Here is a 13,417-nt window from a genome sequence, read left to right as displayed (position 1 = left end):
TATTCTTCCCTCTCTTAAAACGTCATCATGCAAGCCGCCTTATACGGGCTGCCTGAATGCAACTTGCATCATGGTGCTGGAATGAAATGGGCGCGGGGAGCGCCCATTGATTGCCGGGTGGCACTTCGTTTACCCGGCCTACGATACTGTAGGCCTGTGCAAGCGTAGCGCCGCCAGGCTTTACAGACTTAGATCTTGCCAACCAGGTCCAGAGATGGCGCCAGCGTCGCTTCGCCTTCTTTCCATTTCGCCGGGCACACTTCGCCTGGGTGAGAAGCAACGTACTGAGCCGCTTTCACTTTGCGCAGCAGGTCAGATGCATCACGGCCGATACCTTCAGCGGTAACTTCGATAGCCTGGATAATGCCCTGCGGGTCAACAACGAAGGTCGCACGGTCAGCCAGGCCTTCATCTTCACGCATGTTGTCGAAGTTACGGGTCAGGGCGCCAGTCGGGTCGCCGATCATCGCGTATTTGATTTTCGCGATAGTTTCAGAACTGCTGTGCCACGCTTTGTGGGTAAAGTGGGTATCGGTAGAAACAGAGTAAACGTCTACGCCCAGCTTTTGCAGTTCTTCGTAGTGGTCTGCCACGTCACCCAGTTCGGTCGGGCAAACGAAGGTGAAGTCAGCCGGATAGAAGAAGAACACGCTCCAGCGGCCTTCGGTATCTTTCTCGGTCACTTCGATGAACTCACCGTTTTTGAACGCCTGGTTTTTGAAAGGTTTAATTTTGGTGTTAATCAAGGACATCTGTACTTCCTCCGTGTTTTCGTTGAGATGTAAGGTAACCAACTTTGTTCATCGGGGCTAATGCGTATGCTTTATCAAATCAATCAGCCAAACCTTACAACAGCAACAAGACAGCAAGGTGAACCTTTTACAGGAAAGCCTGAAAGTAAAAAGGCCGCCTCAACGGGCGGCCCTGATACCTGAATTCCCCGCAGGTACATTCAGTGCCAGCCGAAGCTGGCGTTGCGTTGCGCTCTACATACCTTGTATCAAGGCCGTAACAGCGCTTTGATTACAGCATCCGTGCGCGCATTGAGCAATGCATAAGAGGGATAGTCCTGCCTATGGTTGTGATAGGCAGAATCGAACAGATCTCAGAAACGTTATAAATTTAATTTCATTATAAATTTCGCGCTATATATAAATGCCAGTTGTCATTCAAATAATTCAATCACACTTTAAAGATAAAATTATCTTAATAAATCTTGAAGTTGTGTTTCAATAATCCAAAGCCGTGATATATTAAGATCACTTAATTTTTAAATTAAGCGAGTTACCCCCACGGATTGTTAAAGGTAACTTCCCTCTGTCGTACTCCATGATGTGATAACGACAGCAAACACAGCACACTCAGGACGAAACATGGCCAACCTCTACGACCTAAAAAAATTCGATCTCAATCTGTTAGTCATCTTCGAATGCATTTACCAACATCTCAGTATCAGTAAGGCTGCCGAGACACTTTATATCACGCCATCCGCCGTGAGCCAGTCGCTGCAACGTCTGCGTGGCCAGCTCAATGACCCCCTGTTCATCCGCTCAGGTAAGGGAATTACGCCGACCACGGTGGGCACCAACCTGCATCATCATCTTGAACAGAATCTCAACCAAATTGAGCAGACGATCAACATGATGCATCACTCGGACATCAAGAAAAAGTTCGTTATCTATTGCTCTCAAATGATGTCGCCCGGCTATATGCTCGAACCAATGAAGCTGCTAATGTCAGAGGAAAATTACGAGATAGAACAACGAGATATGCTTATCTCTCCGGAATCCGCAGAGGACCTGCTCGCCTACCGTAAAGCCGACCTGATCTTTACTATTGCCCCAATTAAGAATCGCTCTGTGGTGTGTTCTCACTTTGCCACGGTGCCAATAGCGTTAATCTGCCGAGAAAACCATCCAAGACTCGCCGATACGGTCAGTCTTGAAGCGTTATACCGGGAAAAATTCACCTTTTACCAGAGTGCGCACCCGGGCGTTAAAGAGTTCCAGAATCGCGCCAATGACCTTTTCCCGGAAAGAGATATTGCTTTTCGCACGGACTCCATCATTTCGCTTATCTCCATGGTCAGTTCATCTGATCTGTTAGGCTTTATACCCGTATCAATCTATGAAGCCTATAAAGAGACGTTAAAATTAAAACGGATCGCCGCCCCATTTGAATTGCCCGAAATACATGTCTATATGCTTTACAGCCGTTCATCGCTGAACAGCAGTGTTTTTTCAACGTTCATTGAGAAAATGCATAAACTCTGTCTTTCCGCTCCGTCTGCGTAAAATCATTTATATGATGAATATAAAAATCGCAAACTGAAAAAATGATCCCGTGAAAATAATGAAAAATGATTTCATAATATCGTCTTAATTTTTTCCAGACATTTAACACGCAGGATGCGATTAACCATGTCGATCTATAAAATCCCTTTACAGGAAAATGTTTTAGACGCTTCAGCGGAACGCATAGACTGGACGCTAAACAATTTCTCCAGGGTATGCGTTTCCTTTTCCGGTGGAAAAGATTCTACCGTGATGCTGCATCTCGTTGCCCAGCAAGCACGGCAATTAAAGCGAAAAATAGATGTCATCTTTCTGGACTGGGAAGCGCAATTCTCCTCAACCATTCAGCATGTTGACACGATGAGAACGCTGTATCGGGATGTTATCCATCAGTTCTGGTGGGTAGCGCTTCCGCTCACGACCCAGAACGCCCTGTCACAGTTTCAACCTGAATGGCAGTGCTGGGAACCCGGGACAAACTGGGTTCGCCAGCCACCGGAAGATGCCATTACCGATTATCACTATTTCGATTTTTATCAGCAGGGAATGACGTTTGAAGTCTTCGTGCGAGAGTTTGCCGAATGGTATGCGCAAAAACGTCCTGCCGCCGTTATGGTGGGGATCCGCGCCGATGAATCCTACAACCGCTTTCTGGCTATCGCGTCGGCACGTAAGCAGCGCTTTTCTGACGATAAACCCTGGACGACCGTCGCACCGGGCGGGCACACCTGGTACATCTACCCTCTGTACGACTGGAAAACCGCCGACATCTGGACGTGGTTCGCGAAATCAAAATGTTGCTATAACCCGTTATACGACCTGATGTACAAGGCGGGGGTGCCGCCGCGTTATATGCGCATCTGCGAACCGTTTGGCCCGGAACAGCGTCAGGGCTTGTGGCTCTATCATGTCATTGAACCCGAACGCTGGGCGGCGATGTGTGAGCGTGCCTGCGGGGTGCGCAGCGGCGGTATTTATGCCGGGCACGATAACCATTTTTATGGCCACCGGAAGATCCTGAAACCAGACCATCTTGGCTGGCGCGAATACGCCATGCTGCTACTCGACAGCATGCCGCAAAATACGGCGGAACATTACCGCAATAAAATCGCGGTTTATCTCCACTGGTATCAAAAGCGAGGCATGAACGATATTCCCGATACGCAGGAGGGTGACATTGGTGCAAAAGATATCCCCTCCTGGCGACGCATTTGTAAGGTTTTACTCAACAATGACTATTGGTGCCGGGCACTTTCGTTTAGCCCAAATAAGCCCAAACACTATCAGCGCTACAGCGACAGAGTGAAAGCAAAACGCAAGGAATGGGGGATTTTATGCAACAACGAATAATCACCGAAATGGAAACGTACCTTCAGGCACTTTCTGAGGAAGAGCGAATAGCCGCTATTAATGCGTTTCGTCAGGCATTACATGAAATCAGCCCTTTTCGCGATCAGCCCGTCGATTGCGTATTGTGGATAAAAAAGACAAACATCAGCGCTAACGATTACAACCCAAATAACGTCGCGCCACCGGAAAAGCGGCTGCTCAGCAAGTCACTGGAGCTGGATGGATTCACACAGCCTATCGTGGTGACGGAAAATGCGCCACAGCACTACGAAATTGTCGATGGTTTTCACCGCCATGATATCGGCAGTAACCGGGCGCCCCTGAAGCGCCAGCTTAAGGGTTACCTTCCTGTCACCTGCCTGCGTAAAGCGCGGCAGGAAAAGTTCGACCGCATGGCGGCGACCATTCGCCACAACCGCGCGCGCGGACGCCACCAGATCAACGCCATGTCAGAAATCGTGCGCGAGCTGGTGCTTATGGGCTGGAGTGAGCAGAAAATTGGCCAGGAGTTGGGTATGGACAGCGATGAAGTACTGCGTCTGAAGCAGATCAACGGTCTGCTCGAACTCTTCGCAGACCGTCGTTTTTCTGAAGCCTGGACGGTGAAATAGTCAGAGCGCGTTTAACCGCGCTGCCGCTGCCAGCAGCGTCGATTCCTGCTTCGCAAAGCAAAGTCGGATCAGCTTATGCGGGAAGGGATCGGCGCAGAACACCGACAGCGGAATGGCCGCCACGCCCACCTCTTTCGTCAGCCACTGGCAGAAACTCACGTCGTCCAGATCGGAAATCGCGCTGTAGTCGGCCAGCAGGAAATAGGTCCCTTCACAGGGTAAAATCTCCAGACGGCTTTTGCTCAACGCAGCCACAAACCGATCCCGACGCGCACGGTAGAAATCCGGTAGCTCACGGTAGTGTCCGGGTTCGCTGCGCAGCATATCCGCCAGCGCCAGCTGAGCGGGTGTGTTCACCGCAAACGTCAGATACTGGTGCACTTTACGCAGCTCAGCGCTGATGGCGGCGGGCGCCACGCAGTACCCGACCTTCCAGCCGGTCATATGGTAGGTTTTGCCAAATGACGATACCGCGATTGCACGCTCACGAAGCTGCGGATGCGCCAGCACGCTGGCATGTCCCTCTTCGGCGAAGCAGATATGCTCATACACCTCGTCGCTCAGAACATAGATTTCACGTTCGGCGATGGCCTGCCACAGGGCGGCAAAATCGCTCTTCTGCCACACCGTCGCCGATGGGTTGTGCGGCGTATTCAGGATCACCAGCCGGGTTTTATCGCTCAGCAGCGCGGCAAACGCCTGCCAGTCCGGACGAAAATGCGGCGGCTGGAGCGCCACGCGTTTCACTACGCCGCCGGCCAGTTCAATCGCCGGGGCGTAGCTATCGTAGCTTGGGTCAAAACAAATAACCTCGTCGCCGGTACGCACCAGGGCGGTTATCGCCGCATACAGCGCTTCGGTCGCCCCTGCGGTTACCGTGACATCGCTGTTCGCATCAGGTTTATAGCCATACAGCTCAGCCGTTTTATCCGCAATGGCTTCACGCAACGCCTGCACGCCGGTCATCGGCGCGTACTGGTTTGCCCCCTGCGCCACGTGGTACGCCAGACGCTCCTGCAAATAGCGCGGGCCGTCAAAATCCGGGAACCCCTGCGAGAGGTTAATGGCGTTATGCTGCTGCGCCAGAGCGCTCATCCGGGTAAAAATCGTCGTGCCGAGATTTGGAAGTTTACTCTGCGGGATCAACGGGTTATTGCTCATTGTAGTGTGCCTGCCTGTAATACTTATGTTGCTGACACTATAACACGATGTTAGTCTTTGGCAATCAAGACGCTTAGACGTCTAAACGATATAAATATTCCTGACCGAGAGGGTAAAAGGAAATGACAGACAACCTGCAACTCACACACCTGGTCGAGGCCTGCCGCTGGATTGGCGCTAAAGGCTGGGCGCCCGCTACCGGCGGCAATATGTCCTTGCGTCAGGATGAACACCTGTGCTGGCTGAGCGAATCCGGAAAAGACAAAGGCAGCCTGACCACCGCCGATTTTCTACAGGTTGAAATCGCCACCAACCGTGCGCCGTCTGGCCGTAAACCATCGGCAGAGACCGGGCTGCATACCCTCATCTATCGCCTGTTTCCCGAGGCTAACGCCGTCCTGCACGTTCACACTGTCAATGCCACGGTGCTGTCGCGTCTGGTCAACGAGGCCGAGCTGAAGATCACCGGTTTCGAGATGCAAAAATCCCTTACCGGGCAGACCACGCACCAGGATACGGTGGCCATCCCGGTGTTTGATAACGACCAGGACATCGACGCCCTCGCCTCGCGCATCGCCCATTACGCGCAGGCACGCCCGCTTAATTATGGTTTTCTTCTGCGCGGCCATGGCTTAACCTGCTGGGGACGCGACGTGGCCGAAGCCCGCCGTCATCTGGAAGGTTTAGAATTCTTATTTGAATGCGAAATGCGTTTACGACAATGGGAGAGAGTATGATTCGCGCGATTGTGACGGATATTGAAGGGACCACCAGCGATATCCGTTTTGTCCATGATGTTTTGTTCCCCTACGCGCGTGAGCGGCTGGCGGCCTTCGTGACCGCGCAGCAGTACGCCGAGCCGGTCAAATCGATTCTGGACAACCTGCGCGATGAAATCAGCGCTCCGCATGCCAGCGTCAGCGATCTCATCAACGTACTGTTTACCTTTATGGATGAAGACCGCAAATCGACGGCGCTCAAAGCCCTGCAAGGCATCATCTGGCAGGACGGTTACGTCAACGGTGACTTTACCGGACACCTCTATCCTGACGTACTGCCCGCGCTGGAAAAATGGAAGGCGCAAGGGATTGATCTCTATGTTTATTCCTCTGGCTCTGTCGCCGCGCAGAAACTGTTATTTGGCTACAGCGACGAAGGTGATATTACTCATCTGTTCAGCGGCTATTTTGATACCCACATTGGCGCCAAGCGCGAGGTGCAGTCTTATCAAAATATTGCGGCGCAAACGGGCATTGCCCCGTCGCAGATCCTGTTTCTGTCGGATATTCATCAGGAGCTGGACGCGGCTGAACAGGCGGGTTTTCGCACCCTGCAACTGATTCGCGGTGAAGATGACGGCGCAAGCCATCATCATCAGATCCACCAGTTTGACGAGATTAATCCGGAGCAGATCCCTTCATGAGCGCATTGACCATTTATTCCGATAAAGACGCCAGTCAGCATCAGTGGCACAGCACCGACGCCGCCGAGATTGCCCAACAGCTGAACGCGAAAGGCGTGCGTTTTGAACGCTGGGCGGCGGATCGCGATTTAGGCCACGATCCTGCGCCCGAAGCCGTGATCGAAGCGTATCAGCATGCGATCGACAAGCTGGTGGCAGAGAAAGGTTACCAGAGCTGGGACGTGATTAGCCTGCGCGCCGACAATCCGCAGAAAGAGGCGCTGCGCGCGAAGTTTCTGAACGAACACACCCACGGCGAAGACGAAGTGCGCTTTTTCGTGGAAGGTGCCGGGCTGTTCTGCCTGCATATTGGCGATGAGGTGTATCAGGTGCTGTGCGAGAAAAACGACCTGATTTCAGTCCCTGCGGGCACGCCGCACTGGTTTGATATGGGCTCAGAGCCGAACTTTACGGCGATCCGTATTTTCGATAACCCGGAGGGTTGGGTGGCGCAGTTTACGGGTGATGCGATTGCGGATGCGTATCCAAGGCTGGCATAGGTATTTACATTTCTAGTGCCATTAACGTTAATCAATGGCACTTTTAACGAATCAAAATGGAATATCATCTATAAAAGCTATTTTTTTATTCACTTTCATGTTAAAAACGTCTTCAATATAAATTCGAAGTTGCTCTTTTATTTTTTCGCTACCCTCCAACAGCTCGTTAAGCTGCGAACTCTTAGTAGTTATCTCAACTATTAGCGAATCATCAGAAGGCCAGATGTCATCTATGCTAAAACGATCATATACTTTAAAACCCCTCATTACTTCGAGCGATAACTTTGCCCCATACTTATGCCATAGTTCTTTTGTTAAAATCTTACGTTTATCAATATTAGAAAAAGCATCATTGTAAAAATTCGAAAAGCATTTATTGATATAAGTTACATAATATTCGTGAAGTTTTTGATAATAAATTTCATTAGTTAAAAAACCATTAAGTGTCATGAAATTTATTTTTGAAGCAGTCGATTCACCATTTATAATATAATTACTTATGATAGTATGCGATTCCGTTTCGCTTGGATGTATTTCATCTCCTTCACAATCCAGTAGTATCATCTCACTATCAATTAATGACATTAGATGGAAAAAATAAACACTACGTTCTTTTTTTCTTGATGATAAAGAGGTTAACTCATAAAACTGCGCTTTCATCAATGACGTTATCGAATTGAATATATTTTTATCATTATTTGATCTTCCACTTTTCTTACTCATTTCTTGAAAAGCAAAAACATTTTTTGTTACGTTGAAAATTTTTTCATAAACAATACCATCCGGCACGCCGATTTTCTCTTTGTTATTAAAATTCAATTCATAGTTTAGTACTGGGTGATTACTCCAGTTTTTCAATGGCTCATAATCTATATTAGGATCATTGGGCTTAATGTTTTTCACTAATAACGCCCAAACATTTTCTTCATTTTTCTTACAACTAATTATGAGAGTTGTATAAACTAATACATCTCTAACTTTTGTCGCTTTGTAAGCAATAATATCTATTTCTCGCGCAACACTTTGAACATCATCTATATAATATTTATTATTAATAACCCCCCAACCATGATTATTTAAAAAATCAGAAACTTTACTTTCTAAAATAAATCCAGTACTTTTAATATTATCAGCATAAATTTGTAATTTATCATTCATTTTAGCCCCTTGAGCACGATGTTTTATCATTTACCATATAATTAACTTTGCTATTTTCTTATCTATATTATTTCATTCAAAATCAACGATATATTCACATCAACCAACCTCGCCAGATGCACAAACTCCACCACATCTAACCTGCGTTCACCACTTTCCACTTTAGCGATAAACGATTGGGGTTTCCCTAAAGCCTCCGCAAGCTGGGCCTGAGTAATCCCCTTCTCTTTACGAGCTTTCTTCAACGCATTGATAACACGCTGGTATTCATCCGAGTAAACTGAGGCCATTGTTCCGATTCCATACAAATATCCTGAAATCGAATATCCTCCCGTTGTGTTTTTATCCCAAAACAGGATAATTGAGTGCGTAACAAACACACCTAAGGAGGACAAAATGCGTCAGCAGAACTGGCACTCAGCCGATATTATCGCCGCACTAAAGAAACATGGAACAAGCCTCGCAGCCTTGTCTCGAAAGGCTGGGCTTTCATCATCCACACTGGCAAATGCGCTTACCCGACCATGGCCTAAAGGTGAATTGCTTATCGCTCAGGCGCTAGACATTCCGCCTGATGTGATATGGCCGGAAAGATATTTTGATGAAAAGGGAGCGCCAGTATTTCGTCAGATGAGGAATACAAAAAAGAGAAATCTGTCTTCAACATGATCAACGCCTTCTCCCCCTCACCCCAACCCTCTCCCTCAAGGGAGAGGGGGTTGAAGAGACTTCACATACCCCACCAGCTGATCCAGCACCACGCCCCACCCCTCGTGGAAGCCCATTTGCTCATGCTGCTCACGGATTTCCTTCGTCGGATGACGCGCAATCGCCGTGTAGCGGGTTTTGCCCTCCCCAACGTCCTCCAGCAGCAGGATCGCCGTCATAAACGGCTTTTCGGCAGGCTTCCAGCCCTCGGTATAACCGTCGGTAAAGACCAGCTTGTTCCCCGGGTCGATTTCAAGAAACACGCCCCGGTTATCCATCCGCTGCCCATCCACCTCAAATATGGTATTGAACCGCCCACCCACGCGCAGATCGAGGTCGCAGTCGATCACCTTATGCGGTGCAGGGATGAAGAAGTTTTTGATGTGGTCCGGCGTGGTCCAGCAGAGCCACAGCAGGTCGCGCGGTGCATCCACCACGCGCTCCAGTTTTAAGTCTGTGTCAGGATCGAGCGTCACGATGTTGTCCTCTCAGGGCCCCCCTTAAAGGATAGCCGGACTCAGGCAAATTTCCCTTTCGCTACCTCGTCCGGCGTGACCACGCCAGTATCCAGCACCCAGCCGCTAATCAGCGAGGCAGGCGTGACGTCAAACGCCGGGTTATAGACCTGCGCCTCTTGCGGCGCCCACTGCACCGCGCCAAAGCTCCCCGCCACGCCCGTCACTTCACTGGCCGCGCGCTGCTCAATCGGGATTGCGTCACCGTTCGGGCAGTCCGGGTCGAGGGTCGTTTGCGGGGCAGCGACGTAGAACGGAATGCCGTGAAACTTCGCCAGCACCGCCAGGGAATAGGTGCCGATTTTGTTCGCCACGTCGCCGTTGGCGGCAATGCGGTCTGCACCCACCCACACGGCGTCCACCTGCCCTTTTGCCATCAGGCTGGCGGCCATGGAGTCGGTAATCAGCTGATACGGTACGCCCAGCTCGCCGAGTTCCCACGCGGTCAGCCTGCCGCCCTGCAATAGCGGACGGGTTTCATCCACCCAGACGTTGCTTACCTTGCCTTCCTGATGCGCGCGAGCAATCACCCCCAGCGCGGTACCGACGCCCGCCGTCGCCAGCCCGCCGGTGTTGCAGTGGGTCAGCAGACGGCTGCCGGGCTTCACCAGCGCGCTGCCCGCACTGGCAATAGCGTCACAGAGCCGTTTGTCTTCGTCAATCAGCCGCAGCGCTTCAGCCACCAGCGCCGGAACATAATCTTCCTGCCACAGCGCCAGCTTCATGCGGTCGAGATTGTTCATCAGGTTCACCGCCGTCGGGCGGGAGGCGCGCAGGGTTTCCAGCGCCACCGCCAGCTCGTCGCGGCTTTTGCCGCTTTCCGCTAACAGCGCCAGCAGCAGGCTTGCAGAGAGACCAATCAGCGGCGCGCCGCGCACCCGCAGGGTGTGGATGTGCCCGACCAGCGCCTCGACCGTCGAGGCATCCAGCCAGCGTTTCTCCTGTGGAAGCGCCTGCTGGTCGAGAATAAAGAGCTGATTATCCGCCACCCGCAGGCTGGTCGTCTGTAATGTCTGCATGTCGTTAATTCCCTGTTGCGTTGTTGTAGCACATTGTGTCAGGATGAATTCCAGATGTATAGACGTCTACATGTCTTAATTAGCAAAACTGAGGAGCAGGCCATGTCGCAATACCGTACCTTTACCGCTCAGGACGCCGTGGAGTATGCCAGGCAGTTTGGCGGACTTGACGATCCTTCATCGCTGGTAGAGGCGCAGGAAATCGGCGACGGCAACCTCAACCTGGTCTTTAAAATTTTCGACCGCGCGGGCGTGAGCCGCATCGTCGTTAAGCAGGCGCTGCCCTATGTACGCTGCGTCGGCGAATCCTGGCCGCTGACGCTGGATCGTGCCCGTCTTGAAGCGCAAACCCTGGTCGAGCATTACCAGCACAGCCCGCAGCACACGGTGAAAATCCACCACTTTGACCCGGAACTGGCGGTGATGGTGATGGAAGATCTCTCCAGCCATCGCATCTGGCGCGGCGAGCTGATTAACAACATTTACTACCCCCAGGCGGCGCGTCAGCTGGGGGAATATCTGGCTCACACCCTGTTCCACACCAGCGATTTTTATCTGCATCCGCACGATAAAAAAGCGCAGGTAGCGAAATTCATCAACCCGGAGATGTGCGAGATCACCGAAGATCTGTTCTTTAACGATCCGTACCAGATCCACGCGCGCAACAGCTACCCGGCCGAGCTGGAAAACGATGTTGCCGCCCTGCGCGACGACGCCCAGCTTAAAATCGCCGTGGCCTCCCTCAAGCACCGCTTTTTCTCGCACGCCGAAGCCCTGCTGCACGGAGACATTCACAGCGGTTCGATTTTTGTGGCCGACGGCAGCCTGAAGGCCATCGACGCTGAGTTCGGCTATTTTGGGCCGATTGGCTTTGACGTTGGCACCGCCATCGGCAACCTGCTGCTGAACTTCTGCGGCCTGCCTGGGCACCTCGGCATTCGCGATGCCGCCGCCGCGCGCGAGCAGCGCCTGAACGATATTCAGGAACTGTGGAACACCTTCGCGGAGCGCTTCCAGGCGCTGGCAAACGAGAAAGCCCGCGACGCCGCACTCAGCGCGCCGGGCTATGCCTCCGCGTTCCTGAAAAAGGTCTGGCATGACGCCATCGGGTTCTGCGGCACCGAGCTGATTCGCCGCAGCGTCGGGCTTTCACACGTGGCGGATATCGATACCATCCAGGATGAAGCCATGCGCCACGAATGCCTCCGCCATGCAATATCCCTCGGTAAAGCGCTGATTGTCATTGCCGACCGCATCGACAGCGCGGAAGAGCTGGTGGCGCGAGTGCGGCAGTACAGCTGATTTTCTCCCTCTCCCTGTGGGAGAGGGCCGGGGTGAGGGCATCAAACCGCACTCACCCCAGATACTCAATCACCGACATCCCGCCGTTATAGTCCGTGCTGTAAATAATCCCCTGCGCATCCACAAACACGTCGCACGACTGGATCACCTGCGGGCGGTTGGGCCGCGTATCCATCATCCTCTCCGGCGCCGCGGGCACCAGCGCTCCCGTTTCTACCGGGCGATACGGATTGGAAATGTCATACGCGCGCACGCCCGCGTTCTGATACGTCGCAAAAATTAGCGTTGAGCTGACGAAGCTTCCCGGCCGGTTCTCGTGCAGGTTGTGCGGGCCGAAATGCGCCCCTTTCGCCACGTAGTCGGTTTCATCCGGCTGCGGGAAGGTCGAGATGCTGACCGGGTTCGACGGCTCGCGGATATCAAACAGCCAGATCAGCTTTTCGCCGTCTTCCTGATTGTCGAGCACCGCTTCGTCCAGCACCACCAGCAGGTCGCGGTCCGGCAGCGGCAGCGCGGTGTGCGTTCCGCCGCCAAACGGCGGGCTCCAGTTGCGATGGCTAATCAGCTTCGGCTGCGCGCGGTCCTTCACGTCCAGCAGCGTCAGGCCGCCGTCGCGCCAGCTGCCGTAGGCGGTGTCGCCGGCAATAATCGCATGGTGCAGGGCGTAACGTTTTCCTTCCGGCCAGTCCGGCTTCTCACCTTCGGCCTGGTTCATCCCGGGCAGCCACCAGCGCCCCGCGACTTCAGGCTTACGCGGGTCCGCAAGATCGATGGTCAGAAAGATGTAGTCGGTAAAGCCGTCGATCAGCGCTGAAACGTAGGCCCAGCGGCCGCCGACGTACCAGATGCGGTGAATGCCGATGCCGCTCAGCGACAGAAAGCCGATTTCGCGCGGCCTGTCTGGCGTGGAGATATCAAAGACGCGAAGCCCGGCGCTCCAGCCTTTATCCTGCACGTCGCTGACGGTCTCCCCCACCTGGCGGGTGTAGTAGACCTTCTCATCGGCAAAACGCGTATCGGCAAACAGATCCCGGGCGTTAATCACCAGCAGCAAATCGTCGTGCGCCTGGAGGTGTACGTTCCAGGTACCCGGCGGCGCGGGCACGTAACCTGCGGCTTTTGGTTTTTTCGGATCGCGCACGTCGACAATGGAAAAGCCCTGCGACACCATATGACCGATATAGGCGAAACCACGGTGCACCATCAGCTGTACACCGTCCGGACGACCGCCCTGGTCGCTATGGCCAATCAGCCGCATATTGCGGCTGTATTCGGGAGGGGGTAATTGAGACACCTTATGCTCCTTACGCCCGGTGGCGCTACGCTTACCGGGCCTA

Annotated in this window: 15 protein-coding genes; 8 read left to right on the top strand and 7 right to left on the bottom strand. The window is 52.5% G+C overall.

Annotated elements, in window-relative coordinates; all coding sequences use genetic code 11:
• Nucleotides 1-188 precede the first annotated feature (188 nt).
• Nucleotides 189-752 (bottom strand): alkyl hydroperoxide reductase subunit C, encoded by a 564-nt coding sequence (ahpC, locus tag IMQ56_RS02680; RefSeq protein ID WP_014882974.1) that lies wholly within the window; start codon nucleotides 750-752, stop codon nucleotides 189-191.
• Nucleotides 753-1,373: 621 nt separating this feature from the next.
• Here ahpC and IMQ56_RS02675 point away from each other — a divergent pair.
• The 3 genes from IMQ56_RS02675 (at nucleotide 1,374) to IMQ56_RS02665 (ending at nucleotide 4,255) form a co-directional block, all read left to right on the top strand.
• Nucleotides 1,374-2,294, top strand: coding sequence for a LysR substrate-binding domain-containing protein (locus IMQ56_RS02675; protein ID WP_017694326.1), 921 nt, complete (start codon nucleotides 1,374-1,376; stop codon nucleotides 2,292-2,294).
• 126 nt (nucleotides 2,295-2,420) lie between these two features.
• A complete protein-coding gene (locus IMQ56_RS02670) occupies nucleotides 2,421-3,644 on the top strand; it encodes a phosphoadenosine phosphosulfate reductase (protein WP_017382491.1) in 1,224 nt (407 codons plus the stop codon).
• Nucleotides 3,629-4,255 carry a ParB/RepB/Spo0J family partition protein gene (locus IMQ56_RS02665; protein ID WP_017382492.1) on the top strand — a complete coding sequence of 209 codons (627 nt, stop codon included), beginning with the start codon at nucleotides 3,629-3,631 and terminating at the stop codon, nucleotides 4,253-4,255. Before IMQ56_RS02670 ends, IMQ56_RS02665 begins: the two co-directional genes overlap by 16 nt.
• Here IMQ56_RS02665 and IMQ56_RS02660 read toward each other — a convergent pair whose 3' ends face one another.
• A complete protein-coding gene (locus tag IMQ56_RS02660; RefSeq protein ID WP_017694327.1) occupies nucleotides 4,256-5,416 on the bottom strand; it encodes a pyridoxal phosphate-dependent aminotransferase in 1,161 nt (386 codons plus the stop codon).
• Nucleotides 5,417-5,538: 122 nt separating this feature from the next.
• Between IMQ56_RS02660 and IMQ56_RS02655 the strand changes: the two genes are divergently transcribed.
• From IMQ56_RS02655 to IMQ56_RS02645, 3 genes are read left to right on the top strand one after another with little or no spacing between them, the layout of a single operon-like run.
• Nucleotides 5,539-6,153: a methylthioribulose 1-phosphate dehydratase gene (locus tag IMQ56_RS02655; protein WP_017694328.1), complete on the top strand. Its 615-nt coding sequence runs from the start codon at nucleotides 5,539-5,541 to the stop codon at nucleotides 6,151-6,153.
• Entirely contained in the window at nucleotides 6,150-6,839 is a 690-nt protein-coding gene (gene mtnC, locus IMQ56_RS02650) for an acireductone synthase (protein ID WP_006809660.1), read from the top strand. The genes IMQ56_RS02655 and mtnC overlap by 4 nt, the downstream gene beginning before the upstream one ends.
• Complete coding sequence (locus IMQ56_RS02645; protein WP_015571163.1) at nucleotides 6,836-7,378, top strand: acireductone dioxygenase apoprotein; 543 nt, start codon at nucleotides 6,836-6,838, stop codon at nucleotides 7,376-7,378. Before mtnC ends, IMQ56_RS02645 begins: the two co-directional genes overlap by 4 nt.
• Before the next feature lie 51 nt (nucleotides 7,379-7,429).
• On the opposite strand, the gene IMQ56_RS02640 is transcribed toward IMQ56_RS02645, so the two are convergent.
• Together IMQ56_RS02640 and IMQ56_RS02635 are read right to left on the bottom strand one after the other, a co-directional pair.
• Nucleotides 7,430-8,536, bottom strand: coding sequence for a hypothetical protein (locus IMQ56_RS02640; RefSeq protein ID WP_196063737.1), 1,107 nt, complete (start codon nucleotides 8,534-8,536; stop codon nucleotides 7,430-7,432).
• A gap of 62 nt (nucleotides 8,537-8,598) precedes the next feature.
• The gene (locus tag IMQ56_RS02635) at nucleotides 8,599-8,826 is read right to left on the bottom strand and encodes a helix-turn-helix transcriptional regulator (RefSeq protein ID WP_015571165.1); all 228 of its coding nucleotides are present in this window, start codon (nucleotides 8,824-8,826) and stop codon (nucleotides 8,599-8,601) included.
• A gap of 106 nt (nucleotides 8,827-8,932) precedes the next feature.
• Here IMQ56_RS02635 and IMQ56_RS02630 point away from each other — a divergent pair, with 106 nt between their 5' ends.
• Nucleotides 8,933-9,205: a helix-turn-helix transcriptional regulator gene (locus tag IMQ56_RS02630; protein ID WP_017382499.1), complete on the top strand. Its 273-nt coding sequence runs from the start codon at nucleotides 8,933-8,935 to the stop codon at nucleotides 9,203-9,205.
• A gap of 35 nt (nucleotides 9,206-9,240) precedes the next feature.
• Here IMQ56_RS02630 and IMQ56_RS02625 read toward each other — a convergent pair whose 3' ends face one another.
• Nucleotides 9,241-9,720: an SRPBCC family protein gene (locus IMQ56_RS02625; RefSeq protein ID WP_017382500.1), complete on the bottom strand. Its 480-nt coding sequence runs from the start codon at nucleotides 9,718-9,720 to the stop codon at nucleotides 9,241-9,243.
• Between the two features lie 41 nt (nucleotides 9,721-9,761).
• Nucleotides 9,762-10,778, bottom strand: a complete 1,017-nt coding sequence (gene mtnA / locus IMQ56_RS02620) for an S-methyl-5-thioribose-1-phosphate isomerase (protein ID WP_196063738.1) — start codon at nucleotides 10,776-10,778, stop codon at nucleotides 9,762-9,764.
• Between the two features lie 102 nt (nucleotides 10,779-10,880).
• Between mtnA and mtnK the strand changes: the two genes are divergently transcribed.
• Nucleotides 10,881-12,080, top strand: a complete 1,200-nt coding sequence (gene mtnK / locus IMQ56_RS02615; protein ID WP_032103099.1) for an S-methyl-5-thioribose kinase — start codon at nucleotides 10,881-10,883, stop codon at nucleotides 12,078-12,080.
• A gap of 52 nt (nucleotides 12,081-12,132) precedes the next feature.
• Here mtnK and IMQ56_RS02610 read toward each other — a convergent pair whose 3' ends face one another.
• A complete protein-coding gene (locus IMQ56_RS02610) occupies nucleotides 12,133-13,374 on the bottom strand; it encodes an LVIVD repeat-containing protein (protein ID WP_032647659.1) in 1,242 nt (413 codons plus the stop codon).
• Between the last annotated feature and the right edge of the window lie 43 nt (nucleotides 13,375-13,417).

The sequence above is a fragment of the Enterobacter sp. Res13-Sevr-PEC09-46 genome (genome assembly GCF_015672585.1).
Taxonomy (GTDB): domain Bacteria; phylum Pseudomonadota; class Gammaproteobacteria; order Enterobacterales; family Enterobacteriaceae; genus Enterobacter; species Enterobacter hormaechei_C.
This window is presented reverse-complemented; position numbering and strand designations above follow the sequence as displayed.

What these genes read in the sequence shown, in the direction of transcription:
- IMQ56_RS02655 (WP_017694328.1), top strand. Translation starts at nt 5,539, where the DNA reads ATGACAGACAACCTGCAACTCACACACCTGGTCGAGGCCTGCCGCTGG.
- IMQ56_RS02635 (WP_015571165.1), bottom strand. Translation starts at nt 8,826, where the DNA reads ATGGCCTCAGTTTACTCGGATGAATACCAGCGTGTTATCAATGCGTTG.
- mtnK (WP_032103099.1), top strand. Translation starts at nt 10,881, where the DNA reads ATGTCGCAATACCGTACCTTTACCGCTCAGGACGCCGTGGAGTATGCC.
- mtnC (WP_006809660.1), top strand. Translation starts at nt 6,150, where the DNA reads ATGATTCGCGCGATTGTGACGGATATTGAAGGGACCACCAGCGATATC.
- IMQ56_RS02665 (WP_017382492.1), top strand. Translation starts at nt 3,629, where the DNA reads ATGCAACAACGAATAATCACCGAAATGGAAACGTACCTTCAGGCACTT.
- IMQ56_RS02630 (WP_017382499.1), top strand. Translation starts at nt 8,933, where the DNA reads ATGCGTCAGCAGAACTGGCACTCAGCCGATATTATCGCCGCACTAAAG.
- ahpC (WP_014882974.1), bottom strand. Translation starts at nt 752, where the DNA reads ATGTCCTTGATTAACACCAAAATTAAACCTTTCAAAAACCAGGCGTTC.
- IMQ56_RS02640 (WP_196063737.1), bottom strand. Translation starts at nt 8,536, where the DNA reads ATGAATGATAAATTACAAATTTATGCTGATAATATTAAAAGTACTGGA.
- IMQ56_RS02675 (WP_017694326.1), top strand. Translation starts at nt 1,374, where the DNA reads ATGGCCAACCTCTACGACCTAAAAAAATTCGATCTCAATCTGTTAGTC.
- mtnA (WP_196063738.1), bottom strand. Translation starts at nt 10,778, where the DNA reads ATGCAGACATTACAGACGACCAGCCTGCGGGTGGCGGATAATCAGCTC.
- IMQ56_RS02660 (WP_017694327.1), bottom strand. Translation starts at nt 5,416, where the DNA reads ATGAGCAATAACCCGTTGATCCCGCAGAGTAAACTTCCAAATCTCGGC.
- IMQ56_RS02645 (WP_015571163.1), top strand. Translation starts at nt 6,836, where the DNA reads ATGAGCGCATTGACCATTTATTCCGATAAAGACGCCAGTCAGCATCAG.
- IMQ56_RS02670 (WP_017382491.1), top strand. Translation starts at nt 2,421, where the DNA reads ATGTCGATCTATAAAATCCCTTTACAGGAAAATGTTTTAGACGCTTCA.